The organism is Bradyrhizobium agreste, from assembly GCF_016031625.1.
In the GTDB taxonomy this organism is placed as follows: domain Bacteria; phylum Pseudomonadota; class Alphaproteobacteria; order Rhizobiales; family Xanthobacteraceae; genus Bradyrhizobium; species Bradyrhizobium agreste.
In genome coordinates, this window is record NZ_JACCHP010000002.1 from 259,015 (window position 1) to 285,723 (window position 26,709).

Annotated in this window: 22 protein-coding genes and 1 pseudogene; 6 read left to right on the forward strand and 17 right to left on the reverse strand. The window is 64.7% G+C overall.

The genetic code is table 11. The annotated features are described in order from the left end of the window. Positions 1–4: 4 nt before the first annotated feature. Both HZZ13_RS03945 and HZZ13_RS03950 read right to left on the reverse strand, forming a co-directional pair. The gene (locus tag HZZ13_RS03945; RefSeq protein WP_197958341.1) at positions 5–1,021 is read right to left on the reverse strand and encodes a transporter; all 1,017 of its coding nucleotides are present in this window, start codon (positions 1,019–1,021) and stop codon (positions 5–7) included. A 110-nt stretch (positions 1,022–1,131) separates the two neighbouring features. Then, positions 1,132–1,911, reverse strand: coding sequence for an acetoacetate decarboxylase (locus HZZ13_RS03950; RefSeq protein WP_197958342.1), 780 nt, complete (start codon positions 1,909–1,911; stop codon positions 1,132–1,134). 196 nt (positions 1,912–2,107) lie between these two features. On the opposite strand from HZZ13_RS03950, the pseudogene HZZ13_RS03955 reads away from it, so the two are divergent. Together HZZ13_RS03955 and HZZ13_RS03960 are read left to right on the forward strand one after the other, a co-directional pair. After that, positions 2,108–3,284: pseudogene (locus HZZ13_RS03955) on the forward strand (patatin-like phospholipase family protein). A 508-nt stretch (positions 3,285–3,792) separates the two neighbouring features. Next, entirely contained in the window at positions 3,793–5,268 is a 1,476-nt protein-coding gene (locus HZZ13_RS03960) for an FAD-binding oxidoreductase (protein ID WP_197958343.1), read from the forward strand. 1,038 nt (positions 5,269–6,306) lie between these two features. On the opposite strand, the gene HZZ13_RS03965 is transcribed toward HZZ13_RS03960, so the two are convergent. Then, on the reverse strand, positions 6,307–7,866 hold the full coding sequence (locus HZZ13_RS03965; RefSeq protein WP_197958344.1) for an acyl-CoA carboxylase subunit beta: 1,560 nt from the start codon (positions 7,864–7,866) through the stop codon (positions 6,307–6,309). Beyond that, complete coding sequence (locus tag HZZ13_RS03970; RefSeq protein ID WP_197958345.1) at positions 7,796–8,770, reverse strand: IclR family transcriptional regulator; 975 nt, start codon at positions 8,768–8,770, stop codon at positions 7,796–7,798. The genes HZZ13_RS03965 and HZZ13_RS03970 overlap by 71 nt, the downstream gene beginning before the upstream one ends. A 95-nt stretch (positions 8,771–8,865) precedes the next feature. On the opposite strand from HZZ13_RS03970, the gene HZZ13_RS03975 reads away from it, so the two are divergent. The 4 genes from HZZ13_RS03975 to glsA all read left to right on the forward strand — a co-directional run bounded on the left by HZZ13_RS03975 (position 8,866) and on the right by glsA (position 14,601). Next, complete coding sequence (locus HZZ13_RS03975; RefSeq protein ID WP_197958346.1) at positions 8,866–9,087, forward strand: biotin/lipoyl-containing protein; 222 nt, start codon at positions 8,866–8,868, stop codon at positions 9,085–9,087. 166 nt (positions 9,088–9,253) lie between these two features. Next, on the forward strand, positions 9,254–10,420 hold the full coding sequence (locus tag HZZ13_RS03980; RefSeq protein ID WP_197958347.1) for a TAXI family TRAP transporter solute-binding subunit: 1,167 nt from the start codon (positions 9,254–9,256) through the stop codon (positions 10,418–10,420). 236 nt (positions 10,421–10,656) lie between these two features. Continuing rightward, positions 10,657–12,732 carry a TRAP transporter permease gene (locus HZZ13_RS03985; protein WP_197958348.1) on the forward strand — a complete coding sequence of 692 codons (2,076 nt, stop codon included), beginning with the start codon at positions 10,657–10,659 and terminating at the stop codon, positions 12,730–12,732. Positions 12,733–12,753: 21 nt separating this feature from the next. After that, positions 12,754–14,601: a glutaminase A gene (gene glsA / locus HZZ13_RS03990; protein ID WP_197958349.1), complete on the forward strand. Its 1,848-nt coding sequence runs from the start codon at positions 12,754–12,756 to the stop codon at positions 14,599–14,601. Between the two features lie 8 nt (positions 14,602–14,609). On the opposite strand, the gene HZZ13_RS03995 is transcribed toward glsA, so the two are convergent. The 13 genes from HZZ13_RS03995 to HZZ13_RS04055 form a co-directional block, all read right to left on the reverse strand. Then, entirely contained in the window at positions 14,610–14,912 is a 303-nt protein-coding gene (locus tag HZZ13_RS03995; protein WP_197958350.1) for a nucleoside triphosphate pyrophosphohydrolase family protein, read from the reverse strand. Between the two features lie 125 nt (positions 14,913–15,037). After that, a complete protein-coding gene (locus HZZ13_RS04000; RefSeq protein WP_197958351.1) occupies positions 15,038–15,565 on the reverse strand; it encodes a carboxymuconolactone decarboxylase family protein in 528 nt (175 codons plus the stop codon). A 505-nt stretch (positions 15,566–16,070) separates the two neighbouring features. Continuing rightward, a complete protein-coding gene (locus HZZ13_RS04005) occupies positions 16,071–16,430 on the reverse strand; it encodes a Zn-ribbon domain-containing OB-fold protein (protein WP_197958352.1) in 360 nt (119 codons plus the stop codon). Further along, positions 16,427–17,563: a thiolase family protein gene (locus HZZ13_RS04010; protein WP_197958353.1), complete on the reverse strand. Its 1,137-nt coding sequence runs from the start codon at positions 17,561–17,563 to the stop codon at positions 16,427–16,429. Before HZZ13_RS04010 ends, HZZ13_RS04005 begins: the two co-directional genes overlap by 4 nt. Before the next feature lie 161 nt (positions 17,564–17,724). After that, positions 17,725–18,924, reverse strand: a complete 1,200-nt coding sequence (locus HZZ13_RS04015; RefSeq protein WP_197958354.1) for a CaiB/BaiF CoA transferase family protein — start codon at positions 18,922–18,924, stop codon at positions 17,725–17,727. A gap of 190 nt (positions 18,925–19,114) precedes the next feature. After that, a complete protein-coding gene (locus HZZ13_RS04020) occupies positions 19,115–19,321 on the reverse strand; it encodes a hypothetical protein (RefSeq protein WP_197958355.1) in 207 nt (68 codons plus the stop codon). Positions 19,322–19,443: 122 nt separating this feature from the next. After that, positions 19,444–20,613 (reverse strand): acetyl-CoA acetyltransferase, encoded by a 1,170-nt coding sequence (locus HZZ13_RS04025; RefSeq protein WP_197958356.1) that lies wholly within the window; start codon positions 20,611–20,613, stop codon positions 19,444–19,446. A 60-nt stretch (positions 20,614–20,673) separates the two neighbouring features. Then, entirely contained in the window at positions 20,674–21,324 is a 651-nt protein-coding gene (gene eda, locus HZZ13_RS04030) for a bifunctional 4-hydroxy-2-oxoglutarate aldolase/2-dehydro-3-deoxy-phosphogluconate aldolase (RefSeq protein ID WP_197958357.1), read from the reverse strand. 26 nt (positions 21,325–21,350) lie between these two features. After that, entirely contained in the window at positions 21,351–22,319 is a 969-nt protein-coding gene (locus HZZ13_RS04035; protein WP_197958513.1) for a sugar kinase, read from the reverse strand. Between the two features lie 24 nt (positions 22,320–22,343). Then, positions 22,344–23,330, reverse strand: a complete 987-nt coding sequence (gene denD / locus HZZ13_RS04040; protein WP_197958358.1) for a D-erythronate dehydrogenase — start codon at positions 23,328–23,330, stop codon at positions 22,344–22,346. A 75-nt stretch (positions 23,331–23,405) separates the two neighbouring features. Then, positions 23,406–24,341, reverse strand: coding sequence for a carbohydrate ABC transporter permease (locus HZZ13_RS04045; protein ID WP_197958359.1), 936 nt, complete (start codon positions 24,339–24,341; stop codon positions 23,406–23,408). After that, complete coding sequence (locus HZZ13_RS04050; RefSeq protein ID WP_197958514.1) at positions 24,334–25,251, reverse strand: carbohydrate ABC transporter permease; 918 nt, start codon at positions 25,249–25,251, stop codon at positions 24,334–24,336. The genes HZZ13_RS04045 and HZZ13_RS04050 overlap by 8 nt, the downstream gene beginning before the upstream one ends. A 100-nt stretch (positions 25,252–25,351) precedes the next feature. Further along, positions 25,352–26,671, reverse strand: a complete 1,320-nt coding sequence (locus HZZ13_RS04055; protein ID WP_197958360.1) for an ABC transporter substrate-binding protein — start codon at positions 26,669–26,671, stop codon at positions 25,352–25,354. Positions 26,672–26,709: the final 38 nt, after the last annotated feature.

Sequence of the window (26,709 nt, forward strand, 5' to 3'; positions counted from 1 at the left end):
TACGCTACTTGAAAATGCCAGTTCGCCGCATGAAAAGATAGGCGGCGCCAACCGACAAGGCCATCAGCACCGCCGCCCAGAGGAAACCGGTCTCGACATCGGTGAGCGGCAGGCCCTTGGTGTTCATGCCGAAGATGCCGGTGATCAGCGTCGGCGGCAGCAAGAGCGAGGTCACGATCGAGAGCGTGTGCAGGTGGCGGTTGCTCTCTTCCTCGTTCTTGAAACGCAGCTCCTCTTCGAGCAGGCGGCTGCGCTCGCGCAGCTCGACGATGTCGTGATCGAGGCCGTCGAGCCGCTGCGCCAGCTTGCCGGCGTGGATGCGAAGCGCGGGAGACAAATGATCGGTGTTCTTCTGATCGAGGCGATGGAACAGCACGCGCAGGCCGGTGAGCTGACGATGCAGCCTGACGCAGGTGCGGCGCAGCCGGCCCAGATTGCGGCGCATTTCCGGCCTGGTATCGTCGGCGAGAATTCGCTCCTCGATGCCGTCGATCTCCTGGCCGAGCCTGTCGGCCATCCTATCGAGCGTGTCCGCGACCTCGTCGACGATCTTCTCCAGGAGATGCGCGACATTATCGACGCGGTAGCCACCTTCGAGCACGCGGCGCGTCGCCTCCGCCGAGCACAGGGCGTGATGGCGGCCGCTGACCAGGAGATGCTCGGTCATGGCGAAGCGCAGGAACGCGGTCTCCTCCGACGCGCGGTCGATCTCGCGCACCAGATCGGAGAACACGCCGTAGACGCAGTGATCGATCACGTGGAGCTGCTGGAACGTGTCGTTCGACAGCAACAGCTCGCGGGCGAGCGGCGGCAGCGTCGATGCCGCGATCCAGGGCCGCACCCGCGCGTCGGTGAGGTTGAAATGCAGCCAGAGCCGGCCGTCATGGCTGAACTCGATCGGCTGGTCGATCGGCAGCGCCTCGGGGCTGCCGTCGCCGTGCAGGCGGAACGCCCAGACCAGGCCGGGAATGGCGGGCTCGGCCTTCGTTATCGCGCTGACTAGCTTTGCCGGCTCGGCCATGGCCAACCCCAACCGTCAACAATGCCCCCGTATCCGGAAGTTGGCTGACGGCATCTTCCGGACCCACGCGGGTACTCAATTACGCCAGTGTTACAGTTTGATGATGGAGCTTACTCCGCCGCCAGCCGGGTCGCGGCGGCCTCGGCTTCCCTGATGTAGTCATGGACGATGCGACCGAACGGCAGCGTCAGGTCGGCGATGTAATGATGCGCGCCGAGGCAGCGCCGGACCGGGAAGTCGGCGACCGGGGCGTTGACATGCGGGACCAGATGCAAACGGCCGGGCCCTATCCACGAGCCCTTCGGCACGATGTCGACGAGGTTGATGGCGACGAGCTGGCAGACTTCGAGCCGGCCATCGACGCCGGGGATCATCTTCAGGTTGACTTGCGTCTTCGACAGCGTGGCGCGGGTGAGATCGCCATTGCCGGCCATGCTCTCGTGCTTGTAGCCCATCGTGCCCATGGCGACGAGTTGGCCGGCATATTCCAGCGTGCCCGTCAGCGTGTCCTTGACGATCTCGAGTTTTGGATGGGCATACTTTTTCGGAAAGCCCCAGATCTCGCGGCCGGCGGCGATCGGCGGATCATCGTCCAGATACATCTGCGAGACGAAGTTGACCTCCTCACCGTTGAGGCGCGCCGGGATGACGAGGCCGGATTCGGTGTAACTGCCGAAGCCGGAGGAGTCCGGCATCTTGATCCATTCGTAATGCACGATCGGCTGGTCGATCGGCTCCAGCGGCTCGGGCAGGCCGGCGCGGATCAGCTCCGGATCGGTTTCGTAGGTGATGACGAGGAATTCGCGGTTGACGAAGCGATACGGCCCGGCCGGATAGCTCGGCCCGGCGGCGGGCATCGACGGAAGCCTCAGCACGTCTTCCTTGCGCATCGGTTGTCTCCTGTGTGACGTTCAGTGTGACGCCCGCCCGGCCGCAACAGGCTTGAACTATATTGCTAGCGATCGTCATTGACTGCGATGTGAAGGATTTCCTTCAGCGGCACGATCTGCGTCCCCGCTGCCGCACCCCGTCATCACACCGTCACCGCCGGGCGTAATCGTCCGGGCCAAGGTAGGGAGGCAGCCCATGGACGCCCGCACGTCGCAACCGATGCATTCGACACATCAGCGGCCCGCGCGCGGCTGGCGGCCCGAGCGCTGCGACCGGGTCGCGCTGGTGCTGCAAGGCGGCGGCGCGCTCGGCGCCTACCAGGTCGGCGTCTACCAAGCGCTGCACGAGGCCGGCATCGAGCCCGACTGGGTCTGCGGCGTCTCGATCGGTGCGATCAACTCCGCCATCATCGCCGGCAACAAGCCGGAGAAGCGGCTGGAGGCGCTGCGCATCTTCTGGGAGCGCATCACCAACCGCAAGATCTGGCACTACACACCCGATGGCGACGTCTTTCGTCAGTGGCGCAATCTCACAAGCGCGTGGATGACGTCCGCGCTGGGCCAACCCGGCTTCTTCACCCCCCACCAGGTCAATCCCTGGTTCAGCCCGGTCGGCGCGCGCACCCGCGACGAGCTACTACGATACGACGCCGCTGCGCGAGAGCCTGATCGAACTCGTCGATTTCGATCTGATCAACGACAAGAAGGTCCGCTTCGCGGTCGGCGCCGTCAACGTGCTCTCGGGCAACTTCATCTATTTCGACAATGCCCATGACGAGATCGGACCGGAGCACGTCATGGCCTCCGGCGCCCTGCCCCCGGCGCTGCCGATGGTGCGGATCGGCACCGACCATTTCTGGGACGGCGGCATCGTCTCCAACACGCCGCTCCAGCACCTGCTCGACCAGGAGGATGCGCTCAATTCGCTGGTGTTCCAGGTCGACCTGTTCAGCGCACGCGGCGTGCTGCCGCGCTCGATCCAGGACGTGATGGCCCGCCACAAGGACATCATGTATTCCTCGCGCACCCGCCACAACACCGACGTCTACCGCCGCACGCACAACCTCAAGGTCCTGCTGTACAAGGCGCTGGCGAAGCTGCCGGACGAGCAACTTTCCGAGGAGGAGCGCAAGCTGAAAGCGAGCCTACGCAACATGCCGGAGATCGCGATCCTGCATCTGATCTACCAGCAGAAGGCCTATGAGGGCGACGCCAAGGACCACGAATTCTCGGGCACATCGATGCGCGAGCACTGGACCAGCGGCTACGAGGACACCAAGCGGGCTCTGAAGCGCCGCGACTGGATCAAGATGCCGGAGGAAGGCATGGGCCTCGTGGTGCACGACGTGCACCGGGAGACCGAATGGGCGTAAGGAGGCCCTCCGGCGGGGTGCTCAAACAAAAAACGCGAAAACAACCCCATGCACAGTAGCCGGGGCGTGACGGATCAATGACTTAGCCTGGTGCGTCCCGAGCGCCATTTGACACGTCGGGCAATACAGGGCTATTATGCGATTATTCCGAATTGTCGCAGTGGCGCGCGTGGGCGGCCTTTCGCGCACGCCTCGTCCTTCGAGACGGCGCTTGCGCGCCTCCTCAAGGAGGAGGCTCGTCAGCGTCAGGGCCCCTTGAAACTGCTGCCGCATAATCCGCCCGCATCCTGAGAGCCCGCCCAAAGCGGGCGTCTCGAAGGATGGCCGCAGGGAAAAGCTTTCATCTGCGATAGCCCTGTCCGCCTGAGGGGACCGTGGCGGCGCGGCCGATGGCAGGCCCGCATACGGGCCGAGCCACATTCCCGTTAGACTTCACGGCCCAAACATGGACAATGCTCCGACGCACGTCACCGTGCGCAGTGCACACCAAGATGCGCCGAGGAAACAAATGCCGGCTGCCCTCCCAACGTCCCCGCCCGCAATTCCGACCGCTCCCTTGACCGCCGAGATGCGCCAGGCGTTGCGCGCGATCGTGGGCGAGAAGGGCTTTATCGAGGACGCGCACGGCAAGCAGCCGTTCGTGACGGATTGGCGCGGGTTGCTGGTCGGCAGCGCCGGGGCGGTCGTTCGCCCTGGCAGCACCGAGGAGATCGCGAAAGTGGTCCGGCTCTGTCACGAACATGGCATCGCAATCGTGCCGCAGGGCGGCAACACCGGCCTGATGGGCGGGGCGACGCCCTGGCCTGCGCACACCGGCATCGTGCTGTCGCTCGGCCGCATGAACCGCGTGCTGGATGTCGATCCCGTCGGCTATTCGATGACGGTGGAGGCCGGATGCGTGTTGCAGACGCTTCAGGAGACCGCAAGCGAGCACGACCGCTTCCTGCCGCTCAGCCTCGGTGCCCAGGGCTCCTGCATGATCGGCGGCAATCTCTCCACCAACGCCGGCGGCGTGCAGGTGCTGCGCTACGGCAACGCCCGCAACCTCGTGCTGGGGCTCGAAGTCGTGCTGCCGAACGGCGAGATCTGGGACGGATTGCGCGCGCTCAAGAAGGACAACACCGGCTACGACCTCAAGCACCTGTTCATGGGCGCCGAGGGGACGCTCGGCATCATCACCAAGGCCGTGCTCAAGCTGTGGCCGGCGCCCAAGGACGTCTGCACGGCGTGGCTGGCGGTCCGCGATCCCCGCGCCGCGCTGGAAATCCTGTCCGAGGCGCACGCGGCATCCGAGGATAATGTCGGCTCCTGCGAGCTGCTGAGCCGGGCGGCCATCGACCTCGCCCTGCGCCACATTCCCGGCACGCAGGATCCGCTGAAGGCGGACACGCCCTGGTACCTGCTGCTGGAATGGTCGTCCGCGCGCCCGCGCCGGGACGGAACCGAGGGCATGTCCGGCAAGATGGAGCAGTTTCTCGCCGATCAGCTCGAAGCCGGCCGCGTGCTGGATGCGACGATCGCGCAAACATTCGGTCAATCGCGCAACATGTGGCGCATCCGCGAAGCCATGGCGGAGGCCTCCCGCGCCGAGGGACCGGGCATCAGCTTCGACGTGTCGGTAGCGATCTCCAAGATTCCGGAGTTCATCGACAAGGGCCTCAAGGCCGTGCGCGACATTCTCCCGACCATCCGGCCCTATCCGCTCGGGCACATCGGCGACGGCAATCTGCACTTTTCGTTCATGGGGCCGAAGGGCATGGACCAGCAGACGTTGAACCAATACGCGGCCGCCATCACGCGCGCCGTGAACGATCTCGTCACCTCCATGGGCGGCTCGATCTCGGCGGAGCACGGCATCGGCATCGACAAGCTCGACGAGCTCAGCCACTACCGATCCAAGACCGAGCTCGACATCATGCGCACCATCAAACGCGCGCTCGATCCGCACAACATCATGAATCCCGGCAAGGTGCTCCGGCTGTGATTGGCTGTGGGCCCGGCGCCAGCAATTTGTTCAGCGTCGGCGGGTCGCAAAGATGTTGCGACCCGTCCGCGGTGCTTAGAGCGCCATCCGCTGTCCTCAAGCCACTGAGCCGCCGCGCGGGTTGACAATCGTATACCCTCGCAGCGAACGCGCGTGGATTCGCGTCGCGCGCCCGCCCGAGTTGGCGTCATAGGCCATCCAGACGTCGCCTCCGAGGTGCTGCTCCAGGACGAAAACGTGTCCTCGCCGCGCAGCAACCATTCCCGGTGCGGGTGATGTCCTGGGAAAGCGGAGCCAATTGGACGCAAGATTCAATTCCGGCACGATACGGCCGAACACGCGCAGAGCCGCGCCGCAGCCGCAGAACGAGGAAGGGCAACCGGCCGGACGGCCACCGACGACGCGAGCGCCCTGAGCACCGGGGACGGTCGCCGGCGTGGTCGTGCCCCCAGCATCAGTCACTGTCAGTTGTGTCGAGCGGTACGCTTGCAGTGTGGGCCTGGAAATCGGCGAAGATCTGGAAATCAGTGAGGACCTGGAAGCCCGCTCGCGTTGCGTCTGCGAATACGAGAAGTCGCAGGGCATGGTGACGTTGCATTCAGGAGCTTGTTGAATGCGATAAGGGCGCGCTTCCGAAGCGACAGAACCCAAGGCAACGAAGAGGCACGCAGAAAATACTCGCTTGAACATTGCAGGACTCCAAATGAGAGACCCTGCCCCGGGCAACGAGAAACCAATAACAGTTTGGCTGAAATGGGCCTAAAGAGCGGCTGAAAATGGCTGCGGTTGCGCGCCACGACTGCAAGGTCTCATATCCTGCACGTAGCGCCTGAGATGATTAACTCGCAGCGCACGAATACTCGATCAGCGCGTGAAGCCACCTTCTCTCGTGTCCCGGACGCGCCGGCGTTGCGGCGCCGAGCCGGGGCCGAGGAGGCTCCGAGATCGCTGTTGTATGGGCCCCGGCTCTGCAGCGCACCGCTGAAGAAGCGCTGCGCTGCGTCCGGGGCACGAGCATCATGTCCGAGCACGAGGATGCTACGGCCTGATCGAAAAGTTCTCCGGCGGCCCCGCTTTGCGCAGCGGCTCCGCCAGCCGGGCGAACTCGCACAGAAGCGATCGCGTCTTTCTGGGATCGATGATCTCCTCGACCCAGAACTTTTCGGCCGAGCGGAACGGCGAGCGGAGCTTGTTGAGCCGCTCCTCGATCTCCTTCAGCTTCGCCGCCTTGTCTTCCGCCGCGTCGATGTCGGCGCGGTAGGCGGCTTCGATGCCGCCTTCGAGCGGCAGCGAGCCCCAATAGGCCGACGGCCAGGCATAGCGGATCGAGAAGCGGTCGGCCGGCTGATGCACGACACCCGCAACACCAAACGCATTGCGCAGGATCACGGTGCACCACGGCACGGTGGTCTGGTTCACCGCCGCCATGGCACGCACGCCGTGCCGGATGGTGGCCGCCTTCTCCGCATCGAGCCCGATCATGAAGCCGGGGCAGTCCATGAGATAGACGATCGGCAGGTGGAAGGTCTCGGCGAAGTCGACCCAGCGCACCACCTTCTGACAGGCATCCGCGGTCCAGGATCCGCCATAGTGGAAACTGTCGCTGGCGAGCAGCAGCACGGCCCTGCCCTCGAGCCGCGCGAGGCCGACAATGATCGGCTTGCCGAAGTTCTTGGCGACTTCGAAGAACGAGCCCTTGTCGACGACGGACTCGATGATGGGCCGCATCTTGTAGACCTGCTTGCGGTTGCGCGGCACCGCGTTCATCAGCGCTTCGTCGCTGCGCTCGGGGCTGTCGGTGCAGGGCAGGGTCGGCGGCAGCTCGTAGACCGACGACGGCAGGTAGGAGAGGAAACGCCGCGCGCAGGCGAAGGCCTCCTCCTCGGTGTCGACGGCATGATCCACCGCGCCGGCGCGGGTCTGGATCTCGGCGCCGCCGAGCTCCTCCTTCGAAAGGTCCTGTCCCAGCGCCTTCACCACCGGCGGACCCGCGACGAACATCGCGGACTTCCGCGTCATGATGGAATAGTGGCTGGCGGCAAGACGCGCGGCGCCCAGGCCCGCCACCGAGCCGAGACCGAGTGCGACCACCGGCACGCGCGACAGATTTTCCGTCGTGAAGCGATACCAGCGCGTGCCGCCGATGCCGCCGGGCAGATTGGCCGCGCCCTTGGTCTCGATGGTCTTGACCGAGCCGCCGCCGCCGGAGCCCTCGATGATGCGGACGATGGGCAGGCGGAAATCGTGCGCCATCTCCTCCGCCATCAGCGGCTTGGCCGAGATCGACGCATCCGCCGAGCCGCCGCGCACGGTGAAATCGTCGCCGACCACGACCAATGTGCGGCCGTCGACGCGCGCGCGGCCGAACACGCAATTGGCCGGCGTGAGCTTCTTCAGATCGCCGCTGGAATCGTACTCGCCGATGCCGGAGACGGCACCGATCTCGTGAAAGCTGCCCTTGTCGATCAGCTTGTCGATACGCTCCCGAACAGTCAGCCGGCCCTGGTCATGCTGTCGCTTGACCTTGTCAACGCCGCCCATCTCCCGCGCGAAGGCTTCGCGCCGGGCGAGCTCGTCGAGTTCCGGCTTCCAGTTCATTCACTCCCTCCGAATGGATCGGCTTGTTATTGTTGTGCACGGCCATGGCGACCGGCTTACGCGAGATACGGTTGTTGAAGGCGTCGCCTTCCGCGCCTTCCATCAGGCTGCCGAGCGAGCGGCCGAGCTGGAGCATCAGCGGTGCGACTTCGTCGTGCAGACGCTGCTCGTCATACATCGCCGACAGAAGGCCGATCGTGATGACCACGAAGGTCTGGTACTGCGGCGACCAGATCGGCACCGCGAGGCCGTTGATGTGCGGGCTCCAAAGGCCGCAGGCAACGACATAGCCGCGCTCGCGCAGCATCTGCCGGTTGGTCTCGATGCGGGGCTTGAGAATCTTGGCAGCCTCGGGCGCTTCGCGCTCCATGTCTGCGATGAAGGCATCGCCGATCTCGGGCGCAAGCGCCGCGGTGTAGGCCGCGCCTGCCGCCGTCGAGGCCATCGAGATGCGGCTGCCGGTGCCCTCGTGCAAGCCGAGCGCGTTCGGCGAGCGCGCGAACTGGAGATAGACGAGATGGAAGCGGTCGGGGACGACGAAGCCGACCGTGCCCGGCAGCTGCTCGGCGACTTCCTGCAGCCGCTGGCGAATCATGCTGCGCAGCTGCGCGCCCTTCATCATCGAAGCGCTCATCGCGACCGCGCTCGGGCCGATGCGATACTTCTGATCGCGCGGCAGATACACGAGCTGGCCCATGCGGGTCAGCGTGTGCGTGAGCCGCGATACCGTCGAGCGCGGCAGACCGCAGCGATTTGAAATCTCGAGATTGCCGAGTCGCGCCTCGTGGCCCTCGAAGCATCGCAACACGTCGAACGCGCGCGACACCACCTGGATCACATCACCCTCACCGGCTTCGCCAGCGAGCGCACCTTGCCTGCTCAACCGCTCCGAACGTCGTCCCATGGTCCCTACCGTTGTGTTCCGCTCTGCGGAATTAAATTCCGCTTGCAGACGACGCTACCTCAGGCATTTTGCGACGACAACAAAAAGGCGATGGCATGCCAGAAATTAAGATCGTCACGGAGGTCGCGGGACGCATCTGCGCAACTCCCGTGCAAGTTGGAGGAACCGTCGCGGATGGCGATGACGTTGTGGTGGTCGAAGCGATGAAGATGGAAATCCCGGTGCCCTCGCCCGCGAACGGCACGATCGTATCGCTTCTGGTGAAGGTCGACGACGTCGTTGCCGAGGGACAGGCGATCGCGATCGTCGCGAGTTAACCGCATTGTCCGATTGTTTCCGCGACAATGTGTCAGTCGCATTCCCACGTGCGCGGTACGGCGTTGCCATCGCTTGATCGCGGTGACATGATCGGTTTCAAACAAACGTTGTTTCAAACAAAGAATGAAAATCTTCGCGGCAAAGCGAGGATCATTGGAGGGAAACATGCTTCGTGGGCTGCTCGTGCTCGCGCCTGCTCTGGTGGCGGGCATTTCTTTTGCGTCTACACGCTATTCGTTCGCGGAAGACATCAAGCTGCCGGCGACATTGACGTTCACCGCCTATGACACCGGCACCGCTGGCTTCAACATCGCGGTCGGCGTCGGCAAGATGATGAAGGACAAATACGGCACCGACGTGCGCGTGCTCCCCGCAGGCAACGACGTCGCGCGCCTCGCGCCGCTTCGCGCCAAGCGCGCAGCTTCCGCAGCGATGGGATCGGGCACCTACTTCGCGCAGGAAGGCGTGTTCGAGTTCGGCTCAAAGGAATGGGGTCCGCAAGCACTGCAGATCCTGCTCTCGTCCGTCGACTGCAATTGCGGCTCGCTCGCGGTCGCCGCCGACACCGGCGTGAAGGAGCTGAAGGACCTCAAGGGCAAGCGCGTCGGCTTCGTGGTCGGCTCGCCCGCGCTGAACCAGAACTCGCTCGCGGTGCTCGCCTTCGCCGGGCTGACCAAGAACGACGTGAAGGCCGTCGAGTTCGCAAGCTACGGCGCGATGTGGAAAGGCCTGATCAACAACGACGTCGATGCCGCCTTCGGCACCACTATCACCGGACCCGCCAAGGAGGCCGAGACGTCGCCGCGCGGCCTGATCTGGCCGCCGCTGCCCGCCAAGGACAAGGAAGGCTGGGCGCGGATGCAGAAGGTCGGCTCGTTCTTCTTTCCGCAACTTGCGACCTGCGGCGCCGGCATCTCGCCGGAGAAGCCGGTCGAGCTCGGCAATTATCCCTACCCGATCTTCGTCGCTTATGCCTCGCAACCGGACGACCAGGTCTATGCCATCACCAAGGCGATGATCGTCAATTACGACGCCTACAAGGATTCCGCGCCCGGCGCCGGCGGGCTTGCGGCCGACCGCCAGACCAAGAACTGGGTGGTGCCGGTGCATCCCGGCGCGGTGAAGGCGCTCAAAGAAGCCGGACAATGGAGCGATGCGCAGGAGGCGCACAACCATCAGCTGATCAAGCGTCAGGAGGTGCTGGCGGCCGCGTGGACCGAGTACGGCAAGTCCAATCCGCCGTCGGACGACAAAGCATTCCTCGACGGCTGGATGAAGGCGCGCGCCGCGGCGCTGGCGAAAGCCGGCATGGCAAACGGGTTCGAGGAATAGTCTTGGTGAGGGCATTGATCGTCGCCACGAGGGAGCTGCGCCCCCTCTCCCGCTTGCGGGAGAGGGTTGGGGAGAGGGTGTCTCCGCGGTGGGACTCCCCTAGAGGAGAGAGCCCTCACCCGTCGCTTCGCGCCGACCTCTCCCGCAAGCGGGAGAGGTTAAGGAGCCCGCGGCCCGACTGCTTCAAACCACTGCCATTCACCTAACTAGCTGCCAGCCCGCAATCGGGGTCGATGATGTCTTCTTCTTCCACCACCAGCGCCCCGCACGACGAGCCCAAGCGGGTCGTCTTCGACGATCCGCACGGCGCGGCCGGCAACATGCAGGAGGCGGAGGTGACGCGGGTGCGCACGTTGCGCGGCGCGTGGCGCTGGACGCTGATCGTTGCGACCGCCGCGACGATCCTGCTCTGCATCAACCAGCAATTCTCGCTGCGCTTCTTCGTCGGTTACACCCAGCTCAACACGGAGTACTTCTATCTCCTGATCGCGTTGATGCTTCCGTTCACGTTCCTGATCTTCCCGGGGTCTGAACGCGCGCCGCTCGACCGGATTCCCTGGTACGACCTCGTCCTGTTCGTCGCGACCTTCGCGGCGGCCTTGATGCTGATGTCGAACGTGCGCAAGGCAGCGGAGGCCGGCTGGGAATTCGGCGGCGCGCCCAACACGGTGATCGCCGCAGGCCTCGTGATGTGGGTCATGCTGATGGAGGCGCTGCGCCGCACCGGCGGCTGGAGCCTGCTGCTCAGCGTGCTTCCGTTCACCGTCTATCCGTTGTTCGCCGAATCCGTCTGGCTCGGCCCGTTCCGCGGCACGCAATCGACGCTGGAACAGGCGACCGCCTATCACGTGCTGTCGGGTGAGAGCCTACTCGGCATTCCCATCCAGGCCTTCGCCGACACCGTGATCGGCTTCCTGGTGTTCGGCACCGCGCTGATGATGACGGGCGCCGGAAAATTCTTCATCAATCTCGCCTTCGCGCTGTGCGGCACCTTCCGCGGCGGCGCGGCAAAAGTCTGCATCTTTGCCAGCGGCCTGCTCGGCATGATGTCAGGCTCGATCATCTCCAACGTGCTGACCGCCGGCACCATGACCATCCCGGTGATGAAGAAGAGCGGCTTTCGCGCCTCCTATGCCGGCGCGATCGAGGCCTGCGCCTCGACCGGCGCGGTGCTGGCGCCGCCGGTGATGGGCGCGACCGCCTTCGTCATCGCGCAGTTCCTCAACGTCAGCTACGCCGACGTCGCGGTCGCCGCCATCATTCCGGCCGTGCTCTACTATGTCGGCCTGTTCATGCAGGTCGACGCCTATGCCGCGCGCCACAAGCTGAAGGGCATTCCGCGCGCCGAGCTGCCGCGGATCATGGACACGATCAAGGACGGCTGGTACTACGTCTTCGTCATCGCGCTTTTGATCGTGATGCTGCTCTACTTCAAGCGCGAGAGCCACGCGCCGTTCTACGCCACCGCGCTGCTCCTCGTGCTCAACCAGTTCTTCTCCAAGGACACGCGCTGGACATTTGTGACGATCGGCAAGTTCCTGGAGGTCAACGGCCGCACCTTCGTCGAGCTGGTCGGCATCCTCGCCGGCTGCGGCCTCTTGATCGGCGCGTTCTCGATGACCGGCGTGGTGTCGAGCCTTGCCAACGATCTCCTGCACATCGCCGGCGACAACGCTTTCCTGCTGCTCGGCATGTGCGCGCTCACCAGCCTCATTCTCGGCCTCGGCCTGACGACGACGGCCTGCTACATCTTCCTCGCCATCCTGGTCGCACCCGCGCTGGAGAAGCTCGGGCTCAATCGCATGGCCGTGCACATGTTCATCTTCTACTGGGGCATGCTGTCGTCGATCACCCCGCCGGTCGCGATCGCCTCCTTCGCCGCCGCAGGCATCGCCGGCTCGCCGGCGATGAAGACGGGCTGGGAATCGATGTGGGTCGGCAGCATCATCTATTTCCTGCCGTTCTTTTTCGTGCTCAATCCGGCGCTGGTGCTGCAGGGCTCGAGCCCCTATCTCGCCGGCCTCGGCCTGATGGGCCTCGCCGCGTTCGGCACGCTGTTCATCTGCGCCGGCATCCAGGGCTACCAGCCCTTCGTCGGGGACTTGCGCGGCGCAGGCAGCCTGGAATGGCCGATCCGCGTGCTGCTGGTGATCGGCGGCTTCGTGGTGGCGACGCCCGGCGGCGGCATCATGCCGCTGTCGCAGATGCAGGTGACGCTGCTCGGCCTTGGCATCCTGCTGCCGACGCTTCTGATCGCGCGTCTCCTGGTCCGGCGCCAGCCGGTGATGCCGGACGGGTTGCGCGTGCCCTGATTGCGTTGCACAAGGGAGGCGATGAAACCGCTCTCGCCTCTCGCCACCGCCTGGACCCGCTCGAAGCCGCCCTTGCTGCGGTTTCTGGACAATTGCCTCAGCGAATTCTCCGCCGAGACGTCGGGCCAGGTCGCCGATTACATTCCCGAGCTCGGCAAGGCCGACCCTGCCCATTTCGGCATCAGCCTAGCGACGCTGGACGGCCACGTCTATGAAGTCGGCGATTCCAGGGTGCCCTTCACCATCCAGTCGATGTCAAAGCCGTTCGTGTTCGCGCTGGCGTTGGACCTGCTCGGCGCCGGCAAGGTCGAAGGCGCGATCGGCGTCGAGCCCTCCGGCGATCCCTTCAACTCGATCCGGCTCAATTCCGAGAACCATCCGTTCAACCCGATGGTCAATGCCGGCGCGATTGCCTGCACCGGGCTGATCTACGACAGCAAGGGTACTGACGCTTTCGAGCAGATCCGCCTTGCGCTCAGCCGTTTTGCGGGACGCGATCTTGCCGTCGACGAGGCGGTCTATGCCTCCGAAAGCCAGACCGGGGACCGCAACCGCGCCATCGGCTATCTGCTCAAGACCAACGCGGTGATCTCGGACAACGTCGCCGGCGTGCTCGACGTCTATTTCCGGCAATGCGCCGTGCTGGTCACCGCGCGCGACATCGCGGTGATGGCGGCGACGCTCGCCAATCGCGGCATCAATCCGGTCACCGGCGAGCAGGTGCTGAGCGCTTACGCGATCTCGCGCACGCTTTCGGTGATGACGTCCTCGGGCATGTACGACTATGCCGGCGAATGGATCTACCGCATCGGCATCCCCGCCAAGAGCGGCGTCGGCGGCGGCATCCTGGCCGCGCTCCCTGCCCGCCTTGGGCTCGGCAGCTATTCGCCAAAGCTCGACAAGCACGGCAACAGCGTGCGCGGCATCAAGGTCTGCGAGGCGCTGTCCTCGCATTACGACCTGCACATGCTCAACCGCAGCGACGATGCGCGTAACGCGGTCATCGCCGACTACGACATCGGCAAGAGCCCGTCGCGCCGCGTGCGCCGCCCGCAGGAGCGCGAGATCCTCGCCGCGCACGAGCAGGAGGTGCGCATCATCGAGCTGGTCGGCACGCTGTCGCTGTCGGCGGTGGATTACATCTCGCGCCGGCTGGCGGGACGAATGCGGCCGCAATTCGTGATCTTCGATCTCCACCGCGTGACCTCGACCACGCGGGCCGGCGCGCGGCTTGTGGCGGAAGCCTTCGAGGAGCTTGCGGCACTGAACGTGACCGTCGTGCTGTCAGGCGTCAGGCGCGCGTCCAAGGAATGGAACAGCTTGCGGGAATGGACCGCCGAGCTGAAGAACGTCCGCGACTTCTATCTGCTCGATACCGCGATCGAATGGGCCGAAGACCAGATCGTGTATCGCTACGGCGGCTCGATCGATTTTCACGAGACCACCGAGCTTGCCGAGCAGCCCCTGCTGAACGGGCTGAGCGAGGAAGAGCTGACGGATCTCGCCTCGCTCTGCACCATCAGGACCTATCAATCCGGCGCGAAGATCCTCGCGGCCGGCGACCCCGCCGATGCCCTGTACTTCCTGCGCAGCGGTGCCGTGCACGTCACCTTGCCCGACGGCGTCAGGCTTGCGACGCTCACCGCCGGCATGGCGTTCGGCGAGATGGCGCTGCTGGAACAGACCCGCGCCGCCGACGTGTTCGCCGACATGGCAGCGACGGCATGCGAGGTGCCGCTGAAGGATTTCGAGCGCTTCCGCAAGCAGCACCCGCGTGCCAGCGAATGCATCATGCGGAACCTGGCCCAGCTCCTGGCCGATCGCCTGATCGTCGCCAACGCCAAGGTGGACATTTTGACCTCGACGTGAGCCGCGGCCTACCGGCTCGCCGCTTCGCTGATACGTCGCCTGATCTTGGCGGCACTGGCATCGAGCAGCGCAGATGGCCGCTGGCCGGTGGCGGCGCACAGGCAGGCCCAGTAGTAGACGACATCGCCGAGCTCTTCGACGAGACCGGCCTTGTCGAGCCAATCGTCGCGCAACAGCTTCTTGATATGCTCGGCGACTTCCCCCGCCTCACCGGCGAGGCCGAGGCCGAGATAGGACAGCCGCTCGTTGGACGGATGCTCTTCGACTTTCGCAATGGTTGCGGCCCAGTCCGCATATTCGTCGATCGTCATCGGCATCCCTCGCGCTTGCGTCTAGAGCTTCGGTTCTGATTGAATCAGAACCGAAGCTCCAGATTCTTGTTTTGACGCGTTTTCTTCACGCGAACCGGTGCCCACTTCGCTCGAAAACGCTTTAGTCAGCCCACCACTTCGGTGACGGGCTGGAGATCGATCTCGAAGGTCTCCAGAAATTTCGAGGTCATGATATAGAAGCCGACCGAGAGCTGGAGCTCGACCAGCGCGGCCGGCGTCAGCTGCGATGCGATCGCCTTGAAGGTCGCGTCCGTCGGTTTCGTCAGCTTCACGATCTCGTCGGTGAAGGCCAGCGCGGCGCGCTGCACCTCGTTGAAGCAGGATGCGGCCTGCCAGTTCTCGAGCGCCTCGTTCTGCTCGTCGGTGACGCCAACATTCTTGCCGATGCGCTTGTGCGCGACGATCTCATAGGGTGCCTCGCACAGGATGCCGGTGCGGGTGATCGCAAGCTCGCGCACAACGGGATCGAGCTCGCCCTTGTGCCTGATCGCGCCGCCGAGGCGGCAATATTGCTCAAAGTAGCTCGGCGAATGCGCCATCATCCGGAAGATGTTGGCATGACGGTTCTTGTCGAGGATTTCGCGGGTGCGGTCGGATGCCTTGGACGGGTCGCTGTACTGAATGCGGGCCATGATTTTCCTGAAGTTTTCCCTGACCTTTTGATGCTTTTTGTCGCCACCGGCGAAGGTTCCCGAAGACTCTATTCGCGGCTGGACGCAGGAGCAACATCATCGAGTCAAATTGCCGCCGCATTGCTGATCGACCCTGACACAGTCGATATTCGCCGCGTGGGGACAAATCGCGGCGGATACTCGCAAGGGGTGTTCCGAGTAAAAACAATTGGCCGTCGTGTGCGCTCACCGCGCCACGATGAGTTACGCCCAAGTCTAGGGAGAAAACGGCATGAAGGAAGCCACCAAGGGGGCGGCCTCGGGAGCGCTCGCGCATATGCTGGCGGTGACGGCGATGCTCGTCATCGCCAGCATCTTGTTCTACGGGCGTTAGTTCGAGTTTCAGCGTTTTCGTCATTCCGGGGTGGCTCTCCCGGGACCGCGCAAGGCGCGGCCCTAGCAAGCCAAGCCCAGAATACCCGTTCCAGGCTCGGTCACATGACCGCCCCCGAATGACGGATCCACTCTACTTCAGTTTGGCGAAGAACGGCACGAGCTTGCCGGCGAACGGCTTGAAGCTCGCGACCACCGAATCACCGATGGCGAGGTCATTCTCGCCATGGGCCATCATGCGAAAACCCTCGGCGCAATCGACCAGCAGGATGTTATAGGGCACGTGCGCGCGCGTCTCGGGCGTTGCGGCGCGGCAGACCAACGAGGTCGCGTACACCCGGCCCTTGCCGCTGGCGCGCTGCTCGCGCGGGCCAGATGCACCGCAGGCCGAGCAGAAGGCGCGGTGAAAATACTGCACATGGCCGCAGGCGGCACAGGTCTGGTAAGTGATGGCCTTTTCACCCCGGGTCCAGTCCGCCGGTCGCTCGCTCATCTGACCCGCTCCAGGAACATGCTGACGTGAGACGACAGCACGCCGCCGTCGCCATGCAGCAGCGCAATCGAGGCGTCGCGGACCTGGCGGGTCGCAGCGCGTCCCGTCATCTGCAACTGCGCCTCGACGAGATGCGCCATGGCGCCCCCGACGCCGCAATGGCCGTAGCTGAGCAGGCCGCCATGGGTGTTCAGCGGCATCGCGCCGTCGCGGCTGAAATGGCCGGCGCGCACACGCGCGGCCGCCTCGCCGCGGCCGGCAAGCCCGAGATCTTCCAGCAGCATCGCGAGCGTGATCGTGAAGCTGTCGTAGATCGCGGCATAGCGCACGTCGGAGATCGCAAGACCCGTGGCGTGCTTCGCGCGGGCGATGGAGATCTCGGCGCCGAGCTCGCTGAGGGCGGGCGCGGCCGTGACATGCTGATGGGTGTGGGCCTGGGCGCAGCCGCGGATGCGCACGCCCGCTTCCCCGGTCCGCTCGCGGCTGACGACGAACGCCGCGCCGCCGTCGGAGACCGGGCAGCAATCGAGCAGCTTGAGCGGCATCGCCACCGGCTTGGAGGCCATGACGTCAGCGACCGCAATGGGATCGTGGAATTGCGCACCGGGATGGGTGCAGGCGTGGGCACGCATCAGCACCGCGAACTCGGCGAGGTCCTCTTCGGTCACGCCATATTCGTGCATGTATCTGCTGGCGACGAGGCCGTAATAAGCGGGAATGGTCGGCCCGAGCGGCACCTCGTAGTCGGGCTGGCCGACCTGCGCCAGCGCCTGGATCGAGGCATCGCGGCTCTGCCCTGTGAGCCGGTTCTCGCCGGCGACGACCAGAACGTTGCGACAGACGCCTGACGCGACGAGATGATGCGCCAGCATCGTCATCGCAAGACCCGTGGCGCCGCCGACCTGGACAGCATGGGCGTAAGACGGGCGGATGCCGAAATGCTCGGCGAAGACGGTGGCGAGCATGATGTGGGGCGAGACGGTGGAGTAGCCGCAGAGGACGCCGTCGATGTCGGTGCGCTCGAGGCCGGCATCGTCGAGCGCGGCTTGCGCGGCCTGGCTCATCAGGTCCAGCGAGGACGAGCCCTCGTGCCTGCCGAAAGATGTGAGGCCGACGCCGGTGATGAAGCTCATGGTGCCCTTTCTCCACCGTCATTCCGGGGCGGCCCGAAGGGCCGAGCCCGGAATCCATCGAGCGGCATGTGCGGAGGATAGATGGATTCCGGGTTCGCGCCCAAGTAGGCGCGCCCCGGAATGACGGATGAGAGAGCTGCGGTCGTCGCCATTCCCCCTCCCTACTCCGGCGCGTCACGCGTGACGCCATCGCGCACCATGGCCGCGATCTCTTCGGCGGAATAACCGGCTTCACGAAGGATCTCCGCACCATGCTCGTTGAGCCGCGGCGCGAGGCGCACGGGTTCGGCTTCGGTCTCGGACCAGGTCGCCGTCACCTTCATGCTGCGGATCGGACCTTCGGTCGGATGCATCACCACCGGGAAAAAGCCGGTCGCCTCCAGATGCGGATCGTGCAGGATCGAGGCGAGATCGTGCATCGGCATCACCGGCACGTCGGCTTTCGTCAGCAGGTCGATCCATTCGGCCGTGGTACGCGTCTCGAAGATGCGGGCGAGCTCGGCATAGACAACGTCGATATTGGCGGCACGGCCGGCGAAGGTCGCGAATTTGGGATCGGTGCGCAGGTCGTCGCGTCCCGTGGCCTTGAAAAAATTCTCCCACTGCTTGTCGTTGTAGACGATGACGCTGAGGTAGCCGTCGGATGTCTTGTAGGGCCTGCGGTCGCGCGAGAGATGGCGGGCATAGCCGCCCTTGTCGAGCGGCGGCTCATAGGTGAGCCCGCCCATGTGATCGCCCATGACGAAGCCGGCCATGGTCTCGAACATCGGGATGTCGAGACGTTGGCCGCGGCCGGTGCGGTCGCGGTGCACGAGGCTCGCGCAGATCGCCCCAACTGCGGTGAGACCGACGATGCGGTCGACCAGCGCGTTCGGCACGTAGCGCGGCACGCCGTCGCCGGTCTGCGCCATCAACGCCGGCAGGGCCGTGGCGCCCTGGATCAGGTCGTCGTAAGCGGGTTTTGCGGCATAGGGGCCGTCCTGGCCAAAGCCGAACACGCCGGCATAGACCAGGCGCGGGTTGATGGCTGAGACGACGTCGTAGCCGAGCTGAAGCCGCGCCATCGCCTGCGGGCGGACGTTGTAGACCAGGACGTCGGCGTCCTTCAAAAGCCGCAGCACGGCTTCGCGCCCCGCCGGCTTCTTCAGATCGAGGCAGATCGAGCGCTTGCTGCGGTTGGTGTTGAGGAACACCGGACCCATGCCGGCGTGTCGCATCGGGCCGATCAGGCGGGTAACGTCACCATCCAGCGACTCCACCTTGATGACGTCGGCACCGTAATCGCCGAGCATCTGGGTCGCATAAGGCCCCATCAGCACGGTGGTCATGTCGATGACCTTGATGCCCTTCAGCGGCCCCATCGTTCGCTCCCGATTGCGCGGGCTATAGAATCTCGTTTTGACGCGTTTTCTTTACGCGAACCGGTATCCACTTCGCTCGAAAACGCTACAGGCGCGGCCCCGCGATTTCGGTCCAGCTAAAGACAGAGGCGCCGCGCGCGCAAGGGTGGCCGGCGTATGGCCGCATGCGCGGCGCGGCGAATATCGGCCGCTATTTCTTCTGGCGGGATTCCCGGATCTTCAAGAGCCGCTCGAGCTCGTCATTCTGCTGGTTGATCCGGTCAGCAATCCGCGACTCGTTCTGCTCGCCGGAGGCGGCAGCGGCCTGCTCGATGAGCTGGCGGATGTTGTCCTCGAGGATCGCGATGCGATCGTTGAGTGCGTCGAGGGAGAGTGAATTTTCGTATTCGTTGCTCATGATACTTTCCGCAAATCAATCAGGAGCCGTAGGGTGGGCAAAGCGAAGCGTGCCCACCATGATCTGGCGCAAAGAAAGATGGTGGGCACGGCGCTTTCGCGCCTTTGCCCACCCACGAGAGCTTACTTGAGTGGCTCGAGCACCGAAACATAATTGGCGACGGCCGCACCGCCCATGTTGAAGATGCCGCCGAGCTTGGCGTTCTTGAGCTGCATGCCCTCGGGCGCCTGGCCTGCGAGCTGCATCGCGGTCATCACATGCATGGAGACGCCGGTGGCGCCGATCGGATGGCCCTTGGCCTTGAGGCCGCCGGACGGATTGACCGGCAGCTTGCCGTCCTTCAGCGTCCAGCCTTCCAGAATCGCGCGGGCGCCCTGCCCCTTCGGCGTCAGGCCCATGGCTTCGTATTCGATCAGCTCGGCGACGGTGAAGCAGTCATGGGTCTCGACAAAGGAGAGATCGGACAGGGTGACGCCGGCCTGCTCCAGCGCCCGCTGCCAGGCGACCGTGCAGCCTTCGAACTGCAGGATGTCGCGCTTACTCATCGGCAGGAAGTCCTGGGCGTGCGCAGTGGCGCGGAAGCCGATCGACTTGGTCATGGCCTTGGCGGTCTCGGCATCAGCCAAGACAAGGGCGGCGGCGCCGTCGGAGACCAGCGAGCAGTCGGTGCGCTTCAGGGGACCGGCGACGTAAGGGTTCTTCTCGCTCTCGGCGCGGCAGAAGTCGAAGCCAAAGTCCTTGCGCATCTGGGCGAAGGGATTGGCGACGCCGTTCTTGTGGTTCTTGGCCGCGATCAGCGCCAGCGCATCGGACTGGTCGCCGTATTTCTGGAAATAGGAGCTGGCGATCTTGCCGAACACGCCGGCGAAACCGCCGACCGTGTCGCCGTCCTCGGGCAGGTAGGAGGCCTTGAGCAGGTTCTTGCCGATCTCGGCGCTCGGCGTGCGCGTCATCTGCTCGACGCCGACGATCAGGACGATCTTGGCGGCCCCTGCGGCAATCGCGCGCAGGCCCTGATGCACGGCGGCAGAGCCCGTGGCGCAGGCGTTCTCGACGCGGGTCGCCGGCTTGAAGCGCAGCCTGGGGTCGGCCTGCAGCACCAGCGAGGCGGTGAAATCCTGGGGCGAGAAGCCGGCGTTGAAGTGGCCGAGCACGATCTCGTCGACGTCGGAGGCGGAAATGCCGGCGTCCGCCAGCGCCTCGTTGGCGACGCGGGTGACGAGGCTTTCGACGGTTTCGGTGTCGAACTTGCCGAACGGCGTATGCGCCCATCCGACGATGCTGGCGGTCATGGTCGTCTCTCCCTGCAGGTCTTGTCCTGAGCTAAGTCTTAGCCCAGGGATGGCAAGACTTCACGCGGCTTTCAGCGCCTTGAGGGTCCGCTCGCAGATGGCAGTTATGCCGGCCCAGTTCCCGGCCCGGATCTCCGCCGTCGGGCACAGCCAGGACCCGCCAACCGCAACGACATTGGGTTCGGCCAGCCAGGTCGCGGCATTGGCCTCGCCCACCCCGCCGGTAGGGCAGAACCGCACGTTCGGGAACGGCCCGCCGAGGGCGCGCAGGCCCTTGATGCCGCCCGCCTGCTCCGCCGGGAAGAACTTTGCGACATCGAACCCGCAGGACAGCGCCATCATCAGCTCCGAAGCCGTGGCAATCCCCGGCGCGAACGGCAAGGAGCTGTCGGTCGCGGCCTTGAGCAGATCGGGGGTCAGGCCCGGACTGATGCCGAATGCGACCCCGAGCTTCTCGACCCGGCTGAAGTCGGCCGGATTGAGAATGGTGCCGATGCCGACGACCGCCTCCGGGACCTCGGTCATCATCGCGCGCGCCGCTTCGATCGCAACCGGGGTGCGCAGGGTCACCTCCAGCGTGCGGACGCCGCCGGCAACCAGCGCGCGCGCCAGCGGCACCGCATCCTGGATGCGCTCGATGGTGAGAACGGGAATGACGGTCGCGGCCTTGAACAGCGCGACGAGGTGGTTCTGTTGAGCAGCCGTGGTCATAGGTCTCGATTCACGTTGGTCGCTGTTTACTTGCTGGCCTGGCGGGGGGCCGCCGGCCGGTGCCGCTTCTTCGGCGGCATGGCATAGCCTGGAATGATGGCGCCGGGATAGCAGATCACGAGGCTGGCGAGGCGATGTCCGGCCTGGGCCGCCTCAACCGGCCCGGCGCCGGCGAGCCGGGCCGCGATATAGGCGGCGGCAAAGCTGTCGCCGGCGGCGGTGGTATCGACCACGGGTTGGGTCATGGGCTCGGCGCGAACCTCGCTGGCGCCGCCGGGATAGCGCAACAGGCTCACCGGCTCGGGCAGACGGAACACCAGCTCCGGCGTTGGGATGCGCGCCATCAGCTGGTCGTGACTTTCGCCCGGATGGAGCGCAAGCAGGTCCTCGGTCGAGGTCAGCACGATGTCGGCAGCCGCGAAGGCGGTCGCAAACACCTCCCGCGCGATATCGCGGTCCGGCCATCCCCGGGCGCGGAAATTGGTGTCGAACACGAAGCGGGTGCCGAGCAGGCGTGCGCGCTTGATCGCGCCGAACAGGCGCTCGCGCCCTGCCGCGTCGTAGATCGAGAGCGTGATCGCGGAGAGGTAGACCACGTCGTAGCTCATCAGCGAGTTGAGCAGCTCGTCGGTTTCCGGCAGGCTCATCAGCTGGCGCGCGGCCGCACTGTCGCGCCAGTGGAAGAACTGGCGTTCGCCCTTGCCATCCGTCTGGATCATGTAGAGGCCGGGCAGCTTGCCCGCGAGCCGCACGACGCGCCGCGTGCCGACGCCTTCCGCATTCCAGGCCGCGACCATCTCATCGCTCAGGGCATCATCGCCGAGCGCGGTGAGATAATCGACCTTGACGTCCAGCCGCGCCAGATACACGGCCGTGTTGAGGGTGTCGCCGCCGAAGCCGCGTGAGTAGAGACCGCCGCCCTGCCCGGCAGACGCGCCGCCTTGGGCCTGCCGGAGCTCGACCATGCATTCACCGATGCAAGCAACGCTCGCCATCATCAGGGCCCGCTTAGTCGGAGGTCAGGCGACGAAATTGCCGCCGAGTTCGTCTTCGATGTGAATGCGGATGATATCGTCGAAATTCTTCTCGGCGGTGGTGAAGCCGAGTTCGCGCGCACGCCTGGCGTCGAAGTTGCGCGGCCAGCCGCCGACGATGCCGACGATGAAGGGATCGGGCTCGCGCTTGATGCGCGCGGCGACCTTCTCGCCCGCAACCCGCTTCAAGGCGGCGATCTGCTCGCCGACCGTGGCCGACAGGCCGGGCATGGTCAGATTGCGGCGCGGGCCGACGGTGGCGAGATCCATGGTGCCGGCGTGGAGCAGGAAGCCGACGGCCGAGCGCGGCGTCGCGTGCCAGTGGCGGACGTCCTCGGAGACCGGGAGGATCGCTTCCTTGCCGGCCAGCGGCTCGCGCAGGATGTTGGAGAAGAAGCCCGAGGCCGCCTTGTTAGGCAGGCCCGGCCGGATACAGATGGTCGGCAGGCGAATGCCGATGCCGTCGAGGAAGCCGCGGCGGGAATAGTCGGCGAGCAGCAGTTCGCCGATGGCCTTCTGGGTGCCGTAGCTGAGCAGCGGGGTATGGAAGAACTCGTCGCCGATCGCATCGGGAAACGGCGCGCCGAACACCGCGATCGAGGACGTGAACACCACGCGCGGCTTGTAGCCGCCGCCGGCAAGGCGGATCGCATCGAGCAGCATCCGCGTGCCGTCGAGATTGATGCGGTAGCCCTTGTCGAAATCGAGCTCGGCCTCGCCGGAGACGATCGCGGCGAGATGAAAGATCACGTCGGGGCGGCCTGCGATCAGCTTCTCGGCGGCGCCCGGGACGGCGAAATCGCCCGATACGGTCTCGACCGGGAAGCCGGCTGTCTCCGGCTTCTTGGGCTCGACCACGTCGTGCATGGTCAATTTCGTGATGTCGCTCTTGCCGAGCCGGCCGTCGCGCAGCAGCCGTTCACAGAGTTTGCGGCCGACCATGCCGGCGGCGCCGAGAACCAGAATGTGCAAGAGCTCAACTCCTTCTTATTGGCCGGAGCGCGCCGCTCCTGAAACGCATCGGCGCGCCCCCGGCAAGCCCCGCGATCATTCCTTCACGGCGCCGGTCATGGCCGACACATAATGCTCCACGAAGAAGGCGTAAAGGATCACGAGCGGCAGCGAGCCGGCCAGCGCTCCCGCCATCAGCGAGCCCCAGCGGTAGATGTCGCCGTCCACGAACTCGTTGACGATCGCGACCGGCACCGTCTTGTTGCTGGTCGATTGCAGGAACGTCAGGGCGTAGATGAACTCGTTCCAGCACAGCGTGAAGCAGAAGATGAAGGCCGAGATCAGGCCGGGAATGGCCAGCGGCACGACGATCTTGACCAGGATCTGCCAGCGGCTCGCCCCGTCAATCAGCGCGCACTCCTCGAGCTCGAAGGGGATGGTCTTGAAATAGCCCATCAACAGCCAGGTCGAGAACGGGATCAGGATGGTCGGATAGGTCAGGATCAGCGCCAGCGGCGAATCGAACAGGCCGTACTGATATACGACCGTGGCGAGCGGAATGAACAGGATCGACGGCGGCACCAGATAGGCGAGGAAGATCAGGCCGCCGACGAGATTGGCGCCTTTGTAACGCAACCGCACGATGGCGTAGGCGGCGAACACCGAGGCGACGATCGAGAGCACCGTGGCGCAGATCGCCACATACATCGTGTTCCAGAGCCAGTAGGGATAGTAGCTCTCGAACAGCAGCTTGTAGAAGTGCTTGAACGTCGGATTCCAGGTCCAGAACGGATTGTACTTGTCGAGGTCGAGCAGCTGCTCGTCCGGCTTCACCGAGGTCAGCGCCATCCAGTAGAACGGGAACAGCAGGACCACGACGATGATCGTGAGCGGCAGGTACAGCGTCACGATCCGGCGCGGCACCGACTGCAGATAGCTCATGCCCTCGCTGTGATCATCTTTCGCGACTGTCGGTGCCGAGCTATGCAGCACGGCCTTGAGATCGATCCGCGAGGTGGGGAGATCAGTCATTGTTTTCTCCCTGTTGCCACTTGCGCCGCTGCAGGCCGAACCAGGAGACCATGATCGCGGCAAGCAGGAATGGAATCATCGCGCTGGAAATCGCGGCGCCCTCGCCGAGCTGCCCGGCGATGATCGCGCGCTGGTAGGACAAGGTCGCCATCAGGTGCGTGGCATTGACCGGGCCACCACGCGTCATTGCCCAGATCAGCTGGAAGTCGGTGAAGGTGAACAGCACCGAGAAGGTCATCACGACAGCGATGATCGGCGTCAGCAGCGGATAGGTGATGTAGCGGAAGCGCTGCCAGCTGGAGGCGCCATCGAGGATTGCAGCTTCATAAAGCGACGGGGACACAGTCTGTAGCCCCGCAAGCAACGTGATCGCGACGAACGGCACGCCGCGCCAGATATTGGCGAAGATCACGCAGATGCGCGCCCAGGTGGTGTCGCCGAGGAAATTGATGTTCTGGCTGATCAGACCGAGATGCTTCAGCGACCAGGAGATGATCGAAAACTGCGAATCGAAGATCCACCAGAAAGCCAGCGCCGACAGCACCGTCGGCACGATGAAGGGGATCAGGACCATCGCGCGCAGCATCGCCTTGAACGGCATGTGCTCGTTGAGCAGCAGCGCGAGGTAGAGCCCGATGCCGAATTTGAAGGCGCTCGCGACGAAGGTGTAGAGCAGCGTGTTGAACACCGACAGCCAGAAGATGGAATCGTCCCACAGCCACTCGTAGTTCTCGGTGGCGATGAAGTGCCCGACCCTGCCGATGCGCGTGTCCGTGAAGGACAGCCAGATGCCGAGCCCAAGCGGATAGGCCAGGAAGAAGATCAGGAACACCATGGCCGGCAGCATGAACCAGAAGCCGAGCCAGTTGCGATTGTGTTTGAGCTGGGCCCAGGCGCCAGCCTCGCTCATCTGAGGCTTGGCCCGGGGAATTGCGACATCAGCCATGCCCGATATCCCTGATCGAAATGTTGAGAAGCGGGCGGCCCAAGAGCCGCCCGCCCCGTGACCGTCAGCGGTAGATGCGCTTCAGCTGGCGCTCGGCTTCCGCCATCGCGCCCTTGGCATCCTTGGCGCCGGTGCAGTAATTGGCGAACATGTCGACGACGATGAAGTCGGCGATCGCAGTTGCCGCCTTCTCGCCGACCGTGCCGATGCCGGACGCCGGCAGCGTGCGCTTGGAGGCCTGCGAGAACACGGCATTCTTGGGATCGGCCGTCCAGACCGCCGCCGATTCATAGGCGTTCAAGGTCTGCTGCAGATAGCCTTGCGCGCCATCCAGCCACTTCTCGTAGTTCTCCTTCTCCAGCATGAAGGCGACGAAGGCCTTCGCCGCGTTCGGATATTTGGTGAAGTTGAAGGCGAGGATCGGCAGCGTAAGCTGCAGCTCGGTCGGCTTGCCGATCGGTCCGACCGGGTGCAGAGCGTGATAGGTATCTTCCGCCAGTTCCTTCTTGGTGGGATCGGTCTTGGCGGCAACATAAATCGAAATGCCGTTGAGGGTGCAATAGAGCTCACCGGCCAGGTACGCCTTGTTATTGGATGAGTCGTTCCAGGAAGGCGTGCCTGGGATGAAAGTCTCGTAAAGCGCTTTGCAATACTCTAGCGCCTTTGCGGTCTCGGGCGAATTGATGCTGACCTGATCCTTCTCATTGACGGTCCACGCATTGTGGCCCCAGAGGATCCAGTGCAGCCAGCCGTTGGCATCGCCGCTCGCGTGTCCGAGGGCAAAACCGGCCGGCGTGTTGTTCGCCTTGAGCGCTTTGCACATCTCCAGGAAGCTTGGGAAATCTTTCGGGAATTCCTTGAAGCCCGCTTTGTCCGTCGCCGACTTCCGGTAGGTCATATAGCCGCCGTTGGTCGCGACAGGGATGCCCAGCCAGTCTTCGCCAAGCTTGCAGGTCTTTGCTGCAGCGTCCGTCCAGCCGCCATATTTCTTGCCGAGATAGTCGGCGACGTCGTTCATTTTCAGGACTTTGGTCGGGAACAGCTGCGGCAACGTGTGCAGGCCCCAGGCGACGTCGAGGCCGGAACCCGTGTTGGCTGCAACGGATGCTTTCGGCTGCACGTCCTCGAAAGACTCGCTGAACACGTTCATTTCGACGCCGGTCGCCGACTTGAATGCCGCCACCATTGCGTTAAATGCATCGTCCTCCGAAGGCACAAAGCGCTTCCAGCGCATCACCGTCAGCTTGGCACCGGGCTCGGCCTTCCAGGGCGCGCTCTGCGCCCAGGCCTTGGCGAAGTCGAACAGCGCCGGCCCCGTCAGCATGCCGGTTGCGGCCAAAGCCGTGCCGCCTTGGAGCAGAGACCGGCGGGTAAAGTCTTGCATGGTGTCCTCCCTGTGATGCTTTTTTGTCGTCTTATGCC

What these genes read in the sequence shown, in the direction of transcription:
- HZZ13_RS04050 (WP_197958514.1), bottom strand. Translation starts at nt 25,251, where the DNA reads ATGAGCGAGGCTGGCGCCTGGGCCCAGCTCAAACACAATCGCAACTGG.
- HZZ13_RS03975 (WP_197958346.1), top strand. Translation starts at nt 8,866, where the DNA reads ATGCCAGAAATTAAGATCGTCACGGAGGTCGCGGGACGCATCTGCGCA.
- HZZ13_RS03960 (WP_197958343.1), top strand. Translation starts at nt 3,793, where the DNA reads ATGCCGGCTGCCCTCCCAACGTCCCCGCCCGCAATTCCGACCGCTCCC.
- eda (WP_197958357.1), bottom strand. Translation starts at nt 21,324, where the DNA reads ATGACCACGGCTGCTCAACAGAACCACCTCGTCGCGCTGTTCAAGGCC.
- HZZ13_RS04010 (WP_197958353.1), bottom strand. Translation starts at nt 17,563, where the DNA reads ATGAGCTTCATCACCGGCGTCGGCCTCACATCTTTCGGCAGGCACGAG.
- HZZ13_RS04005 (WP_197958352.1), bottom strand. Translation starts at nt 16,430, where the DNA reads ATGAGCGAGCGACCGGCGGACTGGACCCGGGGTGAAAAGGCCATCACT.
- HZZ13_RS03945 (WP_197958341.1), bottom strand. Translation starts at nt 1,021, where the DNA reads ATGGCCGAGCCGGCAAAGCTAGTCAGCGCGATAACGAAGGCCGAGCCC.
- HZZ13_RS04025 (WP_197958356.1), bottom strand. Translation starts at nt 20,613, where the DNA reads ATGACCGCCAGCATCGTCGGATGGGCGCATACGCCGTTCGGCAAGTTC.
- HZZ13_RS04055 (WP_197958360.1), bottom strand. Translation starts at nt 26,671, where the DNA reads ATGCAAGACTTTACCCGCCGGTCTCTGCTCCAAGGCGGCACGGCTTTG.
- HZZ13_RS03970 (WP_197958345.1), bottom strand. Translation starts at nt 8,770, where the DNA reads ATGGGACGACGTTCGGAGCGGTTGAGCAGGCAAGGTGCGCTCGCTGGC.
- HZZ13_RS04045 (WP_197958359.1), bottom strand. Translation starts at nt 24,341, where the DNA reads ATGACTGATCTCCCCACCTCGCGGATCGATCTCAAGGCCGTGCTGCAT.
- HZZ13_RS03965 (WP_197958344.1), bottom strand. Translation starts at nt 7,866, where the DNA reads ATGAACTGGAAGCCGGAACTCGACGAGCTCGCCCGGCGCGAAGCCTTC.
- HZZ13_RS03995 (WP_197958350.1), bottom strand. Translation starts at nt 14,912, where the DNA reads ATGACGATCGACGAATATGCGGACTGGGCCGCAACCATTGCGAAAGTC.
- HZZ13_RS04035 (WP_197958513.1), bottom strand. Translation starts at nt 22,319, where the DNA reads ATGGCGAGCGTTGCTTGCATCGGTGAATGCATGGTCGAGCTCCGGCAG.
- HZZ13_RS04020 (WP_197958355.1), bottom strand. Translation starts at nt 19,321, where the DNA reads ATGAGCAACGAATACGAAAATTCACTCTCCCTCGACGCACTCAACGAT.
- HZZ13_RS04015 (WP_197958354.1), bottom strand. Translation starts at nt 18,924, where the DNA reads ATGGGGCCGCTGAAGGGCATCAAGGTCATCGACATGACCACCGTGCTG.
- HZZ13_RS03980 (WP_197958347.1), top strand. Translation starts at nt 9,254, where the DNA reads ATGCTTCGTGGGCTGCTCGTGCTCGCGCCTGCTCTGGTGGCGGGCATT.
- HZZ13_RS04000 (WP_197958351.1), bottom strand. Translation starts at nt 15,565, where the DNA reads ATGGCCCGCATTCAGTACAGCGACCCGTCCAAGGCATCCGACCGCACC.
- HZZ13_RS03950 (WP_197958342.1), bottom strand. Translation starts at nt 1,911, where the DNA reads ATGCGCAAGGAAGACGTGCTGAGGCTTCCGTCGATGCCCGCCGCCGGG.
- glsA (WP_197958349.1), top strand. Translation starts at nt 12,754, where the DNA reads ATGAAACCGCTCTCGCCTCTCGCCACCGCCTGGACCCGCTCGAAGCCG.
- HZZ13_RS03985 (WP_197958348.1), top strand. Translation starts at nt 10,657, where the DNA reads ATGTCTTCTTCTTCCACCACCAGCGCCCCGCACGACGAGCCCAAGCGG.